The 15,449-nt window shown below is 63.7% G+C and carries 14 protein-coding genes; 8 read left to right on the top strand and 6 right to left on the bottom strand.

Annotated features, from left to right (window positions below):
• Window positions 1-224: 224 nt before the first annotated feature.
• On the bottom strand, window positions 225-1,829 hold the full coding sequence (locus ACFOSU_RS06380; RefSeq protein ID WP_380687611.1) for an inorganic phosphate transporter: 1,605 nt from the start codon (window positions 1,827-1,829) through the stop codon (window positions 225-227).
• Window positions 1,830-2,024: 195 nt separating this feature from the next.
• The gene (gene asd / locus ACFOSU_RS06375; protein ID WP_380687609.1) at window positions 2,025-3,140 is read right to left on the bottom strand and encodes an aspartate-semialdehyde dehydrogenase; all 1,116 of its coding nucleotides are present in this window, start codon (window positions 3,138-3,140) and stop codon (window positions 2,025-2,027) included.
• 457 nt (window positions 3,141-3,597) lie between these two features.
• On the opposite strand from asd, the gene ACFOSU_RS06370 reads away from it, so the two are divergent.
• The 4 genes from ACFOSU_RS06370 (at window position 3,598) to ACFOSU_RS06355 (ending at window position 8,438) form a co-directional block, all read left to right on the top strand.
• Window positions 3,598-4,884, top strand: coding sequence for a substrate-binding protein (locus ACFOSU_RS06370; RefSeq protein WP_380689188.1), 1,287 nt, complete (start codon window positions 3,598-3,600; stop codon window positions 4,882-4,884).
• A gap of 103 nt (window positions 4,885-4,987) precedes the next feature.
• Window positions 4,988-5,893 carry a branched-chain amino acid ABC transporter permease gene (locus ACFOSU_RS06365; RefSeq protein WP_380687607.1) on the top strand — a complete coding sequence of 302 codons (906 nt, stop codon included), beginning with the start codon at window positions 4,988-4,990 and terminating at the stop codon, window positions 5,891-5,893.
• A 128-nt stretch (window positions 5,894-6,021) separates the two neighbouring features.
• Window positions 6,022-7,743 (top strand): branched-chain amino acid ABC transporter ATP-binding protein/permease, encoded by a 1,722-nt coding sequence (locus tag ACFOSU_RS06360; protein ID WP_380689185.1) that lies wholly within the window; start codon window positions 6,022-6,024, stop codon window positions 7,741-7,743.
• Window positions 7,740-8,438: an ABC transporter ATP-binding protein gene (locus ACFOSU_RS06355; RefSeq protein WP_380687605.1), complete on the top strand. Its 699-nt coding sequence runs from the start codon at window positions 7,740-7,742 to the stop codon at window positions 8,436-8,438. Before ACFOSU_RS06360 ends, ACFOSU_RS06355 begins: the two co-directional genes overlap by 4 nt.
• A 61-nt stretch (window positions 8,439-8,499) precedes the next feature.
• Here ACFOSU_RS06355 and ACFOSU_RS06350 read toward each other — a convergent pair whose 3' ends face one another.
• The gene (locus tag ACFOSU_RS06350; protein WP_380687603.1) at window positions 8,500-9,558 is read right to left on the bottom strand and encodes an SDR family oxidoreductase; all 1,059 of its coding nucleotides are present in this window, start codon (window positions 9,556-9,558) and stop codon (window positions 8,500-8,502) included.
• 89 nt (window positions 9,559-9,647) lie between these two features.
• On the opposite strand from ACFOSU_RS06350, the gene ACFOSU_RS06345 reads away from it, so the two are divergent.
• A complete protein-coding gene (locus tag ACFOSU_RS06345; RefSeq protein WP_380687601.1) occupies window positions 9,648-10,598 on the top strand; it encodes a LysR family transcriptional regulator in 951 nt (316 codons plus the stop codon).
• Window positions 10,599-10,627: 29 nt separating this feature from the next.
• On the opposite strand, the gene ACFOSU_RS06340 is transcribed toward ACFOSU_RS06345, so the two are convergent.
• Both ACFOSU_RS06340 and ACFOSU_RS06335 read right to left on the bottom strand, forming a co-directional pair.
• A complete protein-coding gene (locus tag ACFOSU_RS06340; protein WP_380687599.1) occupies window positions 10,628-11,110 on the bottom strand; it encodes a DUF3465 domain-containing protein in 483 nt (160 codons plus the stop codon).
• Between the two features lie 89 nt (window positions 11,111-11,199).
• The gene (locus tag ACFOSU_RS06335) at window positions 11,200-12,093 is read right to left on the bottom strand and encodes an EamA family transporter (protein ID WP_380687597.1); all 894 of its coding nucleotides are present in this window, start codon (window positions 12,091-12,093) and stop codon (window positions 11,200-11,202) included.
• An 84-nt stretch (window positions 12,094-12,177) separates the two neighbouring features.
• Between ACFOSU_RS06335 and ACFOSU_RS06330 the strand changes: the two genes are divergently transcribed.
• Window positions 12,178-12,771 carry a helix-turn-helix domain-containing protein gene (locus ACFOSU_RS06330; RefSeq protein ID WP_380689182.1) on the top strand — a complete coding sequence of 198 codons (594 nt, stop codon included), beginning with the start codon at window positions 12,178-12,180 and terminating at the stop codon, window positions 12,769-12,771.
• Window positions 12,772-12,901: 130 nt separating this feature from the next.
• The gene (locus ACFOSU_RS06325; protein ID WP_380689180.1) at window positions 12,902-13,234 is read left to right on the top strand and encodes a cupin domain-containing protein; all 333 of its coding nucleotides are present in this window, start codon (window positions 12,902-12,904) and stop codon (window positions 13,232-13,234) included.
• Between the two features lie 98 nt (window positions 13,235-13,332).
• Here the strand turns inward: ACFOSU_RS06325 and ACFOSU_RS06320 are convergent, their stop codons facing one another.
• Window positions 13,333-14,244: a LysR family transcriptional regulator gene (locus ACFOSU_RS06320; protein WP_380687595.1), complete on the bottom strand. Its 912-nt coding sequence runs from the start codon at window positions 14,242-14,244 to the stop codon at window positions 13,333-13,335.
• Window positions 14,245-14,349: 105 nt separating this feature from the next.
• Between ACFOSU_RS06320 and ACFOSU_RS06315 the strand changes: the two genes are divergently transcribed.
• On the top strand, window positions 14,350-15,303 hold the full coding sequence (locus ACFOSU_RS06315) for a DMT family transporter (RefSeq protein ID WP_380687593.1): 954 nt from the start codon (window positions 14,350-14,352) through the stop codon (window positions 15,301-15,303).
• Window positions 15,304-15,449 lie beyond the last annotated feature (146 nt).

Here is a 15,449-nt window from a genome sequence, read left to right as displayed (position 1 = left end):
TCGTCAGATAGAGCCGTGGCGCGATCTGCACATGACCACGAATTCGTCCTGGCTGCAGTAGCGCCCGCCCACCAGAACCGCTTATCCAAGCACGGCCGGCTTTTTTCCTTGCGCCACGCATAGCCGGCGCTCGTGCCGCCACCGATTGGAATTCCGGGCACAGATGTGCCCTTCGGATCGAATGTCTTGTCTGGAAGACGCGGTTCGCGTGAGTCGATGACGACTCAGAACACCGTTCTCAGGATGATGAACACGAGGGCGCTCATGATCGCCGCAGCGGGCAGGGTGATGACCCAGGCCAGCGCGATGGGCTTCATCAGACCCCAGTTGGTGGAATGATTCACCAGCCCGATACCCAGCACGGAGCCGATCAGGATATGGGTGCTGGAGACCGGCAGGCCCAGCAGCGACGCAATCATCACCACGGCGGCTGCCGACAGCTCGGCGGAAAAGCCGGACGCCGGATGCATCCTGGTCAGGTTGTGGCCGACGGTGGCGATCACTTCCTTGCCGATGAACCACAGCCCGACGATGAGCGCGACGCCGAAGGTGAGCATGGTGACGGTAGGCACGGTGGCCTCTGACCCGATGGCGTTAGTGCGCATGACATCGAGAATCGCCGCGAACGGCCCGATCGCGTTGGCGATGTCGTTGGAGCCGTGGCTGAAGGCAAAGCCGGCGGCGGTGAACACCTGCATCCAGCTGAACAGCAGGAACGTCGAACGGCCCAGGGTGGCGCCCTTGAGCGTCTTCGCGAAGATGAAGATGGCCATCCAGACCACCGCACCGATCATGCCCACGATCATGTAGTTGTGCAGCGTGGTCAGGCCCAGATGCAGGTTCTTCAGGCCCTTGAACAGCATCATCGCCGAGATGATCATGGCCCCCAGGGCGGCGATCAGCGGCACCCAGTTCTGCAGCGCGCGATAGGCGTGTACGTTGTCGCGCCGGCGTTCGATATGGTGCATCTTGCGGAAATACTCCGACTCGAGTTCCTCCGGGTCGAAGTCGTCGTCGGTCATCACCGAGATGTCACGGGTCATGGCGTGGGTGTAGGAGATCTGCTGGATCTCGTCGAGGCGCTCGAAGGCCTGCTTGTGCGCTTCCTTGTGGGCTCGTTTTTCCTGGCGTATCTCGTCGAGATGGGCTTCGGCCTGCTCGTTGTAGCTCAGGATATGTTTCTTGATCTGGTAGAACAGCGCGTAGGAAAACAGCCCGCCGAGTACCGGCGAGAGCACCCACGAGATCGCGATCTGGCCGATCTTGCCCCACTGCACCAGGGCAAACGCGGAGCCGCCGCCGTCGAGGATGATGCCGAGCGTGATCGAGCTGCCGACCACGGCGCCGATGATCGAATGCGTCGTCGAGACCGGCCAGCCGCGCCGGGAGGCGAACAGCAGCCACAGCGCGCCGGCAACCAGCGCCGACATCATGATGTAGATGAAATCCAGCGGCTGCACGGTAATCGTCGACAGATCGACGATGCCGCCGCGGATGGTGTCGGTCACCTCGCCGCCGGCGATCACCGCGCCGCTGATCTCGAACACGGCCGCCACCAGCAGCGCCTGCTTGATCGTCAGCGTGCCCGCACCGACGCTGGTGCCGAAGGAGTTGGCGACGTCGTTGCCGCCGATGTTGAAGGCCATGAACACGCCGAACAGCGTGGCCAGCACGAACAGCACCACGTAGTTGTGGTTCGTGTACCCGAACCCCCAGTAGATGAAATACGCGGTGACGGCCAGCAGCACCGCGCCAAAGAAGAAGCTGAGCCTTGGCTCCGAATACGCCGTTTCGCCGGAGCCGATCGCGCCGATCGAGGAATCTGCCATGTGAGCCCCTTGTTGTTGTAAACCCGCGCGCTATCGCGAATCTTCAAAACAATGAGTGTTGGCAGTACAGGTGAATAATTGACGATCTTTGGATGAAACTTTCGTGACAGAAAGCTGGCGTGCCTCGCTGTTCAAGCCAGGCGGAAACAAGAACGCCTCCCGAAGGAGGCGTTCCGGATTGCGACTTGCCTGGCGCTATTCGTTTTCGCGCAGGATCTTGAGCATGCGCTTGAGCGGCTCGGCGGCGCCCCACAATAGTTGGTCGCCGACCGTGAACGCGGATAGATATTCGCCGCCCATGGCCAGCTTGCGTAGTCGCCCGACCGGAATGGTCAGGGTGCCGGAGACCGCGGTGGGGGTCAGCTCGCGCAGCGTGGCCTCTTTTTCATTGGGCACGACCTTGACCCATTCGTTGTGATTGGCGATGAGATCCTCGATCTCGTCGACCGGCACGTCCTTCTTCAATTTAATTGTGAAGGCCTGGCTGTGGCAACGCATCGAGCCGATGCGTACGCACAGTCCGTCCACGGGGATCGGGTCGCCGTTGCGGCCGAGAATCTTGTTGCTCTCGACGCCGGCTTTCCATTCTTCCTTGGATTGACCGCTTTCCATGATGGTGTCGATCCAGGGCAGGGCGCTGCCGGCCAGCGGATAGCCGAACTGCTCCACCGGGAAGTCCGTGGCTCGCATGCGGGCGGTGACGTCGCGATCGAGATCCAGGATCGCGGACGACGGGGTCGCCAGCTGGTCGGAGACGCAATCACGCAGGTCGCCCATCTGCACGAGCAGTTCGCGCATGTGCTGAGCGCCCGAGCCGGAGGCCGCCTGATAGGTCATCGCCGACATCCATTCGACCAGGCCGGCTTCGAACAGGCCGCCCAGGCCCATCAGCATCAGGCTGACGGTGCAGTTGCCGCCGCAGAAGGTCTTGGTACCGCGGGCGAGTTCCTTGTCGATGACGTCGCGGTTGACCGGGTCGAGCACGATCGTGGCGTCGTCGGCCATGCGCAGCGTGCTGGCGGCGTCGATCCAGTAGCCGGCCCAGCCGGCCTCGCGCAGGGGCGCGTAGACCGCATTGGTGTAGTCGCCGCCTTGGCAGGTGACGATGACGTCCATCGCCTTGAGCGCGTCGATGTCATTGGCGTCCTGCAGCTTGGGGACATCCATGCCGATGTCCGGGCCGTCCTGGCCGGCCTGCGAAGTGGAGAAGAACACCGGCTCCAAGCCCTGGTAGTCGTTGTCGTCCAGCATGCGCTGCATGAGCACGGAACCGACCATGCCACGCCAACCAACGAATCCGACTTTCAACATCCTGTTACCTCTTTGAATCGGGTGGGTCACACCCAAAGTGATGCCCTATTCTAACGCGGACTCGGAATACGAGCGCGTCGCCGGCGATCGCATCCAATCGAGGGCCGGATGGCTCCGATCAGCGGGCGAGAGGCCGGGCCGGGCGGATATCGCGCTCGATGATGAGCTCAGGCGGCCCGCATCATGAGATATCCGGCGAATATCCGCGGGCCGGCCGTGACCAAGAAATGACCAAAACAAACGACTCCGGGTCGTGATATCGCCGACATGCCGATTCCGGCAGCGAGCGAATGATTGCCTTGCAACTAAAGTTGCATTTACCAGTAACGCACGCGCTACTTAGTTTATTAGCAGTCTTAAATCAAGGCGATAACGAGGGGGAGTGGACGTGAGCGATAAAAAGAAGACTTGGATCGACACATCGATCAGCCGGCGCGGCCTGTTGAAAAGCAGCTCGATGGCGATGGGTGGCGTGCTCGCCACCTCGATGTTCCCGGGACGGGTACTGGCGGCGGACGGGTCGCCGCTGGGCAACTATCCCGTTGGCGTCGCCAAGGACAGCTGCTTCATCGGTCTGGGCTGTGAAACAACCGGCCCGTACAGCGCTCAGGGCGGCGACATGCTCAAGGGCTTTCAGTTGGCCATCGAGCATCTGAACGACGGCAACGAACTGATGCGCGCAATCTCGCCGAATTCCAAGAAAGGCATTCTCGGCAAGCGCGTCAAATACGGCAATGTGGATACCGCGTCCAAACCGGATCTGGCGATTCAGGGCATGACCCGTTTCATCAATCAGGACAAGGCGATCATGACCGCGGGCAGTGTGAGTTCTGCAGTGGCCATCGCCTGCGAGAAGCTGGCCCAGCGCGAAAAGGTGATCTACCTGGCCGGTATTTCCGGCTCCAACGACACCACGGGCGCGGATTGCCAGCGTTACGGTTTCCGCTCCTGTGTGTTCGGTTACAGCGCGGCCAAGGCGTTGCTGCCGGTGCTGGAAAAAGAAATTGGCAAGGACAAGAAAGTCGCCTACCTGATTCCGGACTACACCTACGGTCATACCGTGCGCGACTCGATGAAGGAGTTCACCCAGCAGATCGGCTGGTCGCCGGCCACCGAGCAGCTGTCTCCGCTGGGCACCAGCGACTTCAGCTCCTATCTGCTCAACGCCGCCGCCTCCGGCGCGGATGTGTTCGTCAACATCTGCTTCGGCGCCGATGCGGTCAACTCGATCAAGCAGGCCAAGAACTTCGGTATTCTCGACAAGATGACCATGGTCATTCCCTACATGACGCCGTTCCTGGCCAAGGAAGTGGGCGAGGACGTCATGCAGGGCATCTACTGCGTCACCGATTTCTGGTGGACGCAGGCCGAGAAGAACGAGCTGGCGCAGTCGTTCGTCTCCCAGTTCGAGAAGAAGAACGGCTACAAGCCGGAGTGGGGCGCCGAGGCGGCCTATCTGCAGACGGCCATGTATGCCGAGGCCTGCGAGCGGGCCGACACCTTCCGTCCGGAAGAGGTCATCAAGGCCTATGAGGCCGGCAAGGAACTCGAGACCATGCTCGGCAAGGTGCATATGCGCGCCGAAGATCATCAGCTCGTGCACGACGTGCCGATCATCCGCGGCAAGAAGCCGAGCGACATGCGCTCCAGTGACGACTACTTCGATCTGGTCAGCCTCACGCCGGGCGACGACGTCATGCCGCCGCCGGATCTGTTGGGCTGCAAACTGGGTTCGTATACCTGATTTCAGGTTTGTGCGGAGTGTCTGTCGGCTTCGGCCGGCAGCCTCCGCTTTTCGTCTATCCGGTCCGTAGAAAACGACCGTTGCTCAGGCAGCACCTCATACGATGCTCACCGATTTCATAAACAGCCTGCCGCCCTGGGGGCTGGTGGAAGCGCAGATGTTCAACGGTCTGCAGCAGGGCATGTTGCTCGCGCTGATCAGCACCGGTCTGACGATTGTGTACGGCACGCTCGGCGTGTTGAACGTCGCACACGGCGCGCTCTATACCCTGGGCGGGTATGCCGGTTACGTGGCGTATCAGGCCACCGGCTCGTTCCTGTCCGCCATTGCCGCGGGTGCACTGTGCACCCTGTTCATCGGCCTGGTGCTCGAGCGCTGCATCATTCGCTACTACTACAAGCGGCCCGACGAGGACCAGATCATCGTCACCTTTGGTCTGGGCATTATCATCGTCGAGTCGATCCGTACCTTCTTCGGCGGCACCAGTCAGAACATGCCCACGCCCAGTTGGGGCCAGGGTGCGTCGCAGCTGGGTTTCCTCGAGTATCCGTTCCCGCTCTACAAGATAGAGACGATCGCGATCTCCGCGGTGATTCTGCTGATCTTCTATCTGGTGCTTTATCGGACCAAACTCGGCCTCGTGGTGCGTGCCGGCATCGAGGACTCGGGCATGGTCAGCCTGCTGGGCGTCAATGTCTTCCGGGCATTCTTCGTGGTCTTCGCCATCGGCGCGATGGCGGCCGGCCTGGCCGGGGTCATCAACGGCCCGATCACGGCGCCCACGCCGGATGGTGGCGAGAAGTTTCTGGTGTTCTCGTTCGTGGTCGTGGTGTTGGGTGGCGTGGGGTCGTTCCCGGGCGCCATCGTCGGCGGGCTGCTTGCCGGCGAGATCATGACCCTGACCTCACTGTTCTATCCATCCCTGTCTGAAGTCATGCTCTATGTGGCGATGGCGCTGATCCTCATCTTCCGTCCGCGTGGCCTGTTCGGACAGGCGGGGCGGGTATGACGGCCTCGGCTCGCGCGACGACTGCGCCCGCCGCATCGCGCAAACAGCGTAACTGGGGTCATCTCGCGGTCGAAGCGGCGGTGCTGGCTGGCCTGCTCGCGGCGCCGTTCGTGCTGCCGCTGATCAGCATGAGCATGGACGTGATGACGCGCAGCCTGATCTGGGGGTTGTTCGGGCTGGGTTTTGCCATCCTGTTCGGCTTTACCGGCCTGTTGTCGCTGGGCCAGGCGGCGTTCTACGGCTCGGGCGGTTTCATTGCGGCTTATCTGCTTACCAACGGCGTGATCCATCAGACGCTGCTGGCACTGCTGATCGGCACCGTGGCATCCGCGATCATCGGGCTCGGCATCGGCCTGCTGGTGGAGCGCCGCAAGGGCATCTACTTCGCCATGATCACGCTGGCGTTCGGCGAGATGTTCTTCCACCTGGATTATTCCACGCTGTCGGCCTATACCGGCGGCGAAAACGGCATGGCAGGCGTGCCGGTACCGCTGATCGGCAGTTACACGATTCAGTCCAGTATCGGCATGTACTACTTCGTGGCGGTGCTGTTCTTTCTGGGTTATCTGCTGGCGCGACGCGTGGTGGCCTCGCCGGTCGGGCGCATGATGATGGCGGTGCGCGACAATGAGGAGCGGGCCAAGGCCACGGGTAACGCCACCCATCTCTACAAGCTGGTCGCCATCGTATTGTCGGCCGCCTATGGTGGCCTGGCCGGGGGGCTGTTGGGTATCTTTCAGAACTACATGCCGCCCGGCGCGTTCGCCTTCGAAAGCTCGGCGCAACTGCTGATCCAGACCGTGATCGGCGGTGCGAGTGCGTTGCTGGGGCCGCTGGTCGGGGCGGGTGTCTGGCTGTATCTGCAGGATCTGCTGCAGCATTCCTTTGGCCTGGGGCAGAGCTGGAAGCTGGTGCTGGGCGTGATCTTCGTGCTGCTGATCACTTTCCTGCCCACCGGTCTGCTGGGTGAAGCACGCCGCTTCATCCACTGGCGCCGCGCGGCCTCGCGCACCAGCGATGAAGGCGAAGCGGAGGCCCCTGCGAGCGCGGTCGAACCCGCCGATCGTGCCAGCAAGGCGCCGATTCCGGAATACGGGCCGGTGATTCTCGAGGCCCGCGGGGTGAGCAAGCACTTCGGTGGACTGGCCGCCAACAGCGACGTGGATTTCTCGGTTCGGGAATTCGAGATGCGCGCGCTGATCGGGCCCAATGGGGCCGGCAAGAGCACGTTCTTCAAGATGCTCGCCGGGGTCATGGCGCCCAGCGCGGGTACGATTCATTTCGATGGCGAGGACATCACCGGGGTCGGGGTCACGCGCGTCTGCCAGATGGGCATGAGCACCAGCTTTCAGATCAACCAGCTGTTCGACCGGCTGACCGTGCGAGAGAATCTGATGATTCCCTGTCTCGGCAAGTCACGCGGACGTTTCAAGCTCGACATGATCCGCCGCGCCGAGCGCGTCTCCGGTCTCGATGCGAGTATCGAGGAAACACTCGCGCAAGTGGGCCTCAGCCATCGCGCCGATACGCCGGTCTCGCATCTGGCCTATGGCGAGAAACGCCGGGTCGAGATCGGCCTGGCGCTGGCGACCCAGCCCAAGCTGCTGCTGCTGGATGAACCGCTGGCCGGCATGGGGCCGGAGGAGCGCGCAAGCACGGTAGCGTTGATCAAGTCGCTGCGCAGGGGGCGTACCGTGATTGTCGTGGAGCACGACATGGACGCCGTGTTCGAACTCGCCGACAGCATCAGCGTCCTGGTCGAGGGGCAGCTGCTGGTCGAAGGCCCGCCGGGAGAGATTCGCGCCCATCCCAAGGTTCAGGAAGCCTATCTGGGCGGGGTGGAAGCATGAGCCTGCTCCAGGTCGACAAGCTCAACAGCTACTACGGCGATTCGCATGTTCTGTTCGACGTGAGCATGAACGTCGAGCGCGGCGAAGTGGTCGCGCTGCTCGGGCGCAACGGGGCCGGCAAGACCACGACGCTGGAATCCATCGCCGGCGCGCTCAAGCCGCGTAGCGGCAGTATCCGGCTGGGTGATCACGAAGTGTGTGGACGCCCGGCCTTCGAGGTGGCCCGGCGCGGGCTGCAACTGGTGCCCGAGGAGCGGCGCATATTCGGCGCGTTGACGGTCGAGGAAAATCTCAAGCTGGCGGCGTTTTCGGTGACCGACGCCGAGCCGCTGAGCAAGATCTACGAGATGTTTCCCCGGCTCGAGGAACGCCGGCGTAGTGGCGGCAAGACGCTGTCCGGTGGCGAGCAGCAGATGCTGGCGATTGCGCGGGCCCTGGTTCGCAAGCCGGAGATCATTCTGCTGGACGAGCCCTTTGAAGGCCTGGCACCGGTGATCGTGCAGAACCTGATGGCGGTATGCGAGCGTATCGCCGCCGAGGGTCAGACCATTGTCGTGGTCGAGCAGAATGTCTATGCGGCGCTCAAGTTCTCTCACCGCGCCTATATCCTCAACAACGGCCATGTGGTCTACGAAGGCACGCCGGACGATCTTCGCGACAAGCCGGAGATACTGCACCAGTATCTGGGCGTATAGCGCAGTTCCGCTTCGGACCACACCGCGCCCGCAGCGGAACATATGCCGCAGCGCGTGATCCTCAGGGAATGATCTTCTCGGCGCGCAGGCGTGCAAACAGATCGAGGAACGCGGCCCGGGTTTCACGGAAATCGTCGAAACCGTAGTCGCGGCACTTGCTCAGGTCGTTGACGCATTCCAGCTCGCGGCCCAGGTCGGCGTCGGTGTGCCACCACGAAGCCAGCGCGTTGACGTTATTCTCGACGAGGCCGCGCTCGGCAGCGATCTTCGTCCATTCGGCTTCCACGCCCTGCATCTGCTCGGCCAGCGGCTGCGGGGTGTCCGGGCAGTCGGCAACTTCCAGCTCGAAGTAGTCACCGATCTCACGCCACATCCGGCGCCAGCGAAAGACATCGCCGTTGACCGTGTTGAAGGCCTGATTCCGTGCGCCGGGCGCGAGGGCGGCCCATTCCATCTGACGTCCCAGCAGCAGCGCATCGGTCATGTCGGTGAGCGCGTTCCATTGCGTCGTCGACCCCGGGAAGACGAAGGGGCGGCCGCTGGCGCGGCATATCGAGGCATAGACCGCGATCGTCACGCCCATGTTCATGACGTTGCTGCGGGCGCTGCCGATGAGTGTATGCGGACGATGAACGTTCCAGGCGAAGCCGTGGCGCTCGGCGGCCTCGATGAGGATGTCTTCCAGCGTGTAGTAGAAGTTGGGCCCGGGCACGCGCGGCTCGGATTCGCGAAAGGGCGTCTCGGCGGTGCCGCTGCCGTAGCTCTCGAACGAGCCCAGGTACTGCTTGGTGCCGGTGACCAGCGAGCCGTGCACGAGGGTGTCGGCGTCGAGCGCGGCGAACAGATTGTTCATCATCGCGCCGTTGGCTTCGACGTTCTCGGCTTCGCTGTTGCGACGGGTCCAGGTGCAGAAGAACACGTGACTGATCGGCAGGCCGGTCAGCGCGGTGCGGGTCGCATCGGCGTCGAGCAGGTCGGTCTGTACCGGAATGACGCCGTCCTGATTCGCCGGACGGCGCGACAGGCCGTAGACCGTCCAGCCGTTGGCGACGAGGACGCTGGCGAGATTGCCGCCGGTGAGGCCGGTGGCGCCGACGACGAGGGCAGTGCCTTTACGCATGGGGTTTCTTTGCTATCGAATGATGAAGCGCAGCATGCGCGTGTGCGCATGTTGTTAAAATAGATATAAATGCAAAACTTTATTGCAATATGAGCAAGTCGCCCGATTTGAACGCCCTGCGCCTGTTCGAGCGGGTGGCCGCGACCGGCAGCTTCACGGCAACCGCCCACCACTTCCAGCTGGCGGTCTCGTCGGTGTCGCGACAGATCGCGACGCTGGAAAAGACACTCGGCCAGCGGCTGCTGTATCGGCATACCCGCGCGGTGAGTCTTACCGACGCGGGCGAGCGCTATTACGACGAGGTGCGCGAGGCGCTCGAACGCCTGGACCTGGCCACCGAGGCGCTGGGTGATCGCGGCGCGCAGCCTGGCGGCACATTGCGCATCAACGGGCCGGTGGCATTCATGCGCCGCCAGATCGTGCCGCTGCTGTCGCGCTGGCAGGCGCGCTATCCGGCGATCCATGCCGAGCTGCTGCTCACCGATACCTTCACCGACCCGGTACGCGAAGGCAGTGACATCACGTTTCGTATCGGCACGCTGGCCGACTCGGGGCTGGTCGCCCGCCGTCTGGCGTCCATGCACTATGTGCTCGCCGCCGCGCCGGCCTATCTGCAGCGCCGCGGCACGCCCGATACGCCGACCGCACTGCGCGGGCACGACTGTCTCGTCTACCACGGCGAATTCGGCCGCCAGCGCTGGTTCTTTCGTCGCGGCGACGCTGGTGCGCATGAGCCCATGAGCGTGCCGGGCACGCTGTCCAGCAATGACGCGGAAAGCCTGGTCAGCGCGGCCCTGCTCGGTCAGGGCATCGTGCTGTTTCCCAGCTGGCTGATCGGCGCGGAACTGGCAGCGGGAACGCTGCAACCGTTGTTGCCGGACTGGGACAAGGAAATCACCCCGCAGCCGCAGACGATCCACGTCGTCGCCCCCGGCAAGCGCCTGCGTTCGCGCACCGTGAGCCTGTTCATGGACTATCTGTTCGACTGTGTCGGCGAGATACCGCCCTGGGATCGCTGGGCCGAGCCGCCCCAGCGCTGAGCGCTACCGGGCCGAATCGGCATGGCTCGCTATTGGTAGCGCTGGCCGGCGTGCTCGAGCCAGCCGCCGGCGTGGCGGCCGCCCGGGTCGCGGTGGGTCCAGTGCACGACGCCGCCGCGTTCGTTGTATTCATAGATGCCGTTGAAGCCTACCGTGTCGCCCTTGCGCAGGGACGGAATACGCGGCGCCAGATCGATGTTGTGCGCGACCAGAACGGTATTGCCGGAGGCAAGTCGCAGGATGAAACGCTGATGGCGGCTGCCCCGGGTGTCGTCCTGCAGCACGGCGCTCACCCGACCTTCGCCACGAACGCGTACATCGTGCGCCTTGGCACGGTAAGCCTTGGCGATGGCCGCGTCGGCGTCATTGCCGCTGCGCGTGCTGGGCGCGGACGGTCTTGACGTGGCCCGATCGGCAGAACTGTTGTCGGATAGCCCGAACTGTTCGGCGCCGAGAAACGCCGCGATCGCAACGACGAGGAGCGGCAGATATTTTTTGAGTGTGCTGTTCATCGCGCGCGGTATCGGCCGGTCCGGCAGGCTCCCAGGGTTTCAATAGTACGATCCGCCCCCGCCGATTGCTATTTCAGTTCGGGCGCATCTCAGTCCGGATAAGGCGCCTCGAGCGTGTCGGCGGATTCACCGGTCAGGGTGGTGCCGACCGAGGCCACGATCACGGCGGCAATCGCCAGCCACTGCAGCAGGCCGAGCGTCTGCCCCAGGAACAACAGGCCCGACAGCGCGCCGAAGGCCGGCTCCATGCTCATGAGCGTGCCGAACGTCTGCGTGGGCAGGCGCGGCAGGGCGAACATTTCCAGCGTGTAGGGCAGTGCGGTCGACAGGATCGCTACGGCCAGCGCCAGCAACAGCACTTCGGGCCGAAAGATCGCAGTACTGGCGCCGATCAGCCCGATCGGGGCGATGACCAGCGCGGCGATGGTGATTCCGAGCACCGCGCTCTGCATGCCGTTGACCGCGCCGGCCTTCTGGCCGAACAGGATATACAGTGCCCAGCAGCCGCCGGCGCCGAGCGCGCAGGCGATGCCGTAGATATCGAGGGCGCCACTCGTCGAGTTGTCCGGCCATAGCAGCACGAACAGTCCGCCGATCGCCAGGGCGACCCATAGCAGATCGAGTTTGCGCTTGGACGACAGCAGGGCGACCGTCAACGGGCCGGTGAATTCGAGCGCAACGGCAATGCCAAGCGGTATGCTTTGCAGAGCCTGGTAGAACAGGAAATTCATCGTGCCCAGGGCGACGCCGTAGATCACGATGTTGGTCCAGTCACCACGCGCGACCGGTCGGCGCCACGGACGAAAGATCAGCAGGAGCAGCACGGCGGCAAGGATCAGCCGCATCGATGTCGTCGTTGCCGCGCCTATGACCGGAAACAGGGTCGCCGCAAGCGAGGCGCCGCTCTGGATGCAGGCGATGGCCACGACCAGCAGCGCGATCGGTGCGAGCCGGGACACGACGGAACGAGACATATTAGCCATGACAAGACAGCCGATGGATGCGACCGGCCTATTCAGGTGCTGCCGGTCCAGGGCGTGGTCGCGCCGGTGTTCAGGGCCGGCATGATGGACGAGAATCAGGAAAAGCGCAATATATTGCACAGTCCCGAAAAGCGACCGGATGTGCTCGTTCATGTGGCCGACAATGTGCGTCGCCTGCGTCAGGACGCCGGGCTCAGTCAGCAACTGCTAGCCGAGCGTGCCGACGTGAGTCGGCGCATGCTGGTGAATATCGAAAAAGGCGACGTCAACGTCAGCCTCAACACCCTCGATCGTATCGCCGAGACGCTGGGCGTGTTGTTCCACGCGCTGGTGCAGCCGCGCGAAAGTGGCGACTCGGACCGCATCGAGGAAGTGGCCTGGGCCGGCCGCGACCCGGCCAGCCATGCCACGCTGCTCGCCAGCAAGGCCGCGCGCAACGAAGTCGAACTCTGGTCGTGGTCGCTGGCGCCGGGCGAACGCTACGATTCCGCCGCCAACCCGGGCGGCTGGCAGGACATGCTGGTGGTCACCGCCGGCACGCTGACCCTGTATGTGGCCGACGAGCCGCCGCGCACCATTCAAGCGAACGATTTCCATGTCTTCGCCAGCGATCGTGCCCATGGCTACGCGAACGAGGGCAGCCGCATCGTCACTTTCATCCGCAACGTGGTCTATTGATACGAATGCGTGGGCCCCTGCGAGCTACGCCCGGTAGTCGCCGGTCCGCTGGAGAAACGTCATGAGCCAGAACAACAGTTCCTCGGAAAGTCGGCTCAAGGTGCCTGAAGCTACCGACTGGCTCACGGACATGAATCCGTGGAAGGGAAGCGTCGAGGGTGTCCGGCTGGGCACCGGCGTTACCGTGCTGGCTTACTCGACCGACGAGATCGGCGTCGGCCCGACGCTGCATATGCATCCCTACGACGAAATCTTCGTGCTGCGCCAGGGGCGGGCGCTGTTCACGGTCGGCGACCGCAGGATCGAGGTCGGTGCCGGGCAGGTCGTGCTCGGGCCGGCCCATGTGCCGCACAAGTACCATAACCTCGGGCCGGGACGTCTGGAGAGCATCGATATTCACGTCAGTGAACGATGGGTTCAGACCGATCTGGATGACCCCGAAATCGATCCGCGCGAGGATTGATCAACGAGGTCTTGGTCGGATGCTCTCGGCGCTGGCGCGCCTGCGATGCATGATCACGGCGCGGTCTGCCCGATCGGCGCAACGAGCCAGAGCTGCGTTCAGTCGTTCAGGGCGCTCGCCAGCCAGTTCGTGACGACGGCCAGACGCCTGTCACCTGGCTGTTCAGCGGCAGCGCTCACCGTTCGGTAGACCGAGAGGCCGTCTGCCAATACCAGTTGCTCGCTTGTCGGGCGCACGAGTTGTCCGGTCGACAACAGGTATTCCACCCCGCGTCCCCAACCGAGACCGACGCCCTGGCCCATGACCGCGGCTTGCAACACCACCGGATAGTTGTCGAACACCAGGCCGCCGGTTGCGGTGGCCGGCGAACCGACTGCGTCGAACCACTGGTTCCAGGTCATCCAGCCATCCTGTGGATCATCGCGACAGTGCAGCAGTGGATAGGTCATCAGCTCGGCGAGGGTGAGCGAGCCTTCGGCAGCGACCGCGGGGCTGCAGACCGGGAACACGGCGTCGGGAACCGAAAACAGGGGCGTGAGCGCGCCGGCCGGGCGATCGCTGCATTGCAGGGCGATGTCGAACGATTCTTCGGCGTGGGTCAGCGGCTGGGTGGAGGCATTCACCCGTAGCCGGATATCCGGATGCGTTTCATGGAAGGCCGGCAGACGCGGGATGAGCCAGTACATGGCGACGTAGATCTCGGCCAACAGGATGATGTCGTCGTTGTCGCGGCGGGAGCGCAGCCGATGCGCGGTCGCCGCGATGGTCTCGAGCCCGGTGCTCAGGGCGCGCGCGAGCTGCAGGCCGGCGTCGGTCAGGCGTACGGCCCGATGCGAGCGCGTGAACAGCGGTGTGCCCAGATCGTTCTCCAGGGCCCGGATCTGGCGGCTGATGGCGGCCTGGGTGAGATGCAGCTCCGCCGCGGCCCGGGTGAAGCTCTCGTGGCGAGCCGCCGCCTCGAACGGCAGCAGGGTGGCCAAGGGCGGCAATTGACGACTCAGGCGATTCATATCAATACATTACCTCAGGTAATGAATCCGGATCGATAAATCGAGTGACGCCGGTACGCGCCCGGCGCAGCATCGGCCGCGATCGCTTCATCATGGATTGGATGGATGACTACACAGCTGATGCCGGCCGCGCGCGCCGGTGCGGGTCTGGGTTTCATCATGCTGGCGGCGGTCGTGCTGGCGCTGGGTGACGGTCTGGTCAAGATCGTGAGTGAACAGATCAGTGTCTGGCAACTGGTGTTGCTGCGCTCGCTGATCGCCGTACCGGCGCTGCTCGTGATGCTGATTCTGCGCCGTCGATGCGCGATCTGGCCCAAGCGCAGGTTATGGGTCGTGATACGCAGCCTGCTGCTGGTCGGTATGTGGTTGTTGGTCTATGCGGCGCTGCCGAGCCTCGACATGCCGACGGTCTCGGCGGCCCTGTATACCGCGCCCTTGCTGATCACGGTGTTGTCGGCGATCGGCAGCCGACGCCTGGGCGATGCCAATCTGCCGGCGGTGGCTGTCGGTTTCGTGGGCGTACTTCTGCTGCTGCGCCCCGGCACCGATGCCTTCTCGCCCATGCTGCTGCTTCCGCTGGCGGCTGCCGTGCTCTATGCGCTGGCTGCGCTTGTCACCGGCGCCCAGTGCCGCGACGAATCGCCGCTGGTGCTCTCGTTGTGTTTGAACATCGTGTTTCTGATGGTCGGTGTGTTCGGTGTCGTGCTGCTCGCCTGGCATCCGCTGCCGGCGCTCGCCGCGCATTCGTCGTTCATCTTCGGGGGCATGCGCGATCTGGCCTGGCCTGTGGCGCTGACAATCGTCGCTCTTGCGGCAATCCTCGTGACCGCCAATATCTGCATGGCTCGCGCCTATCAGACCGGCCCTGCGCCGGTGGTGGCCGCCGGCGATTACAGCTATCTGGTGTTCTCGGCCTTCTGGAGCGTGCTGCTGTTTCAGGCGTTGCCGGACACGCTGGGTCTGTGCGGCATCGGGCTGATCATTCTCGCGGGGGTGCAGTCGATGTGGTGGGGGCGCCGCTGTGCGCTGCCGCGCCGCAGGTTCGAGCGGGTCGATTGAGGTGCGAGGCGCAACAACCCCTTTTTTTCCGTATTTCGTTCGGGTCTCGCGGCGCGCTTGGGGTCGCGGGCGATAGGGTGATTCTCCTGTTCGTCCGGTCGATGTTCACATCGCTTACTACGGGACCGTCCCGATGCGCGAATCGT

Source organism: Salinisphaera aquimarina, assembly GCF_042643355.1.
Lineage (GTDB): Bacteria > Pseudomonadota > Gammaproteobacteria > Nevskiales > Salinisphaeraceae > Salinisphaera > Salinisphaera aquimarina.
This window is presented reverse-complemented; position numbering and strand designations above follow the sequence as displayed.

Coding starts and splice junctions, on each gene's coding strand:
- ACFOSU_RS06380 (WP_380687611.1), bottom strand. CDS start 1,829: ATGGCAGATTCCTCGATCGGCGCGATCGGCTCCGGCGAAACGGCGTAT.
- asd (WP_380687609.1), bottom strand. CDS start 3,140: ATGTTGAAAGTCGGATTCGTTGGTTGGCGTGGCATGGTCGGTTCCGTG.
- ACFOSU_RS06370 (WP_380689188.1), top strand. CDS start 3,598: ATGGCGATGGGTGGCGTGCTCGCCACCTCGATGTTCCCGGGACGGGTA.
- ACFOSU_RS06365 (WP_380687607.1), top strand. CDS start 4,988: ATGCTCACCGATTTCATAAACAGCCTGCCGCCCTGGGGGCTGGTGGAA.
- ACFOSU_RS06360 (WP_380689185.1), top strand. CDS start 6,022: ATGAGCATGGACGTGATGACGCGCAGCCTGATCTGGGGGTTGTTCGGG.
- ACFOSU_RS06355 (WP_380687605.1), top strand. CDS start 7,740: ATGAGCCTGCTCCAGGTCGACAAGCTCAACAGCTACTACGGCGATTCG.
- ACFOSU_RS06350 (WP_380687603.1), bottom strand. CDS start 9,558: ATGCGTAAAGGCACTGCCCTCGTCGTCGGCGCCACCGGCCTCACCGGC.
- ACFOSU_RS06345 (WP_380687601.1), top strand. CDS start 9,648: ATGAGCAAGTCGCCCGATTTGAACGCCCTGCGCCTGTTCGAGCGGGTG.
- ACFOSU_RS06340 (WP_380687599.1), bottom strand. CDS start 11,110: ATGAACAGCACACTCAAAAAATATCTGCCGCTCCTCGTCGTTGCGATC.
- ACFOSU_RS06335 (WP_380687597.1), bottom strand. CDS start 12,093: ATGGCTAATATGTCTCGTTCCGTCGTGTCCCGGCTCGCACCGATCGCG.
- ACFOSU_RS06330 (WP_380689182.1), top strand. CDS start 12,178: ATGGACGAGAATCAGGAAAAGCGCAATATATTGCACAGTCCCGAAAAG.
- ACFOSU_RS06325 (WP_380689180.1), top strand. CDS start 12,902: ATGAATCCGTGGAAGGGAAGCGTCGAGGGTGTCCGGCTGGGCACCGGC.
- ACFOSU_RS06320 (WP_380687595.1), bottom strand. CDS start 14,244: ATGAATCGCCTGAGTCGTCAATTGCCGCCCTTGGCCACCCTGCTGCCG.
- ACFOSU_RS06315 (WP_380687593.1), top strand. CDS start 14,350: ATGACTACACAGCTGATGCCGGCCGCGCGCGCCGGTGCGGGTCTGGGT.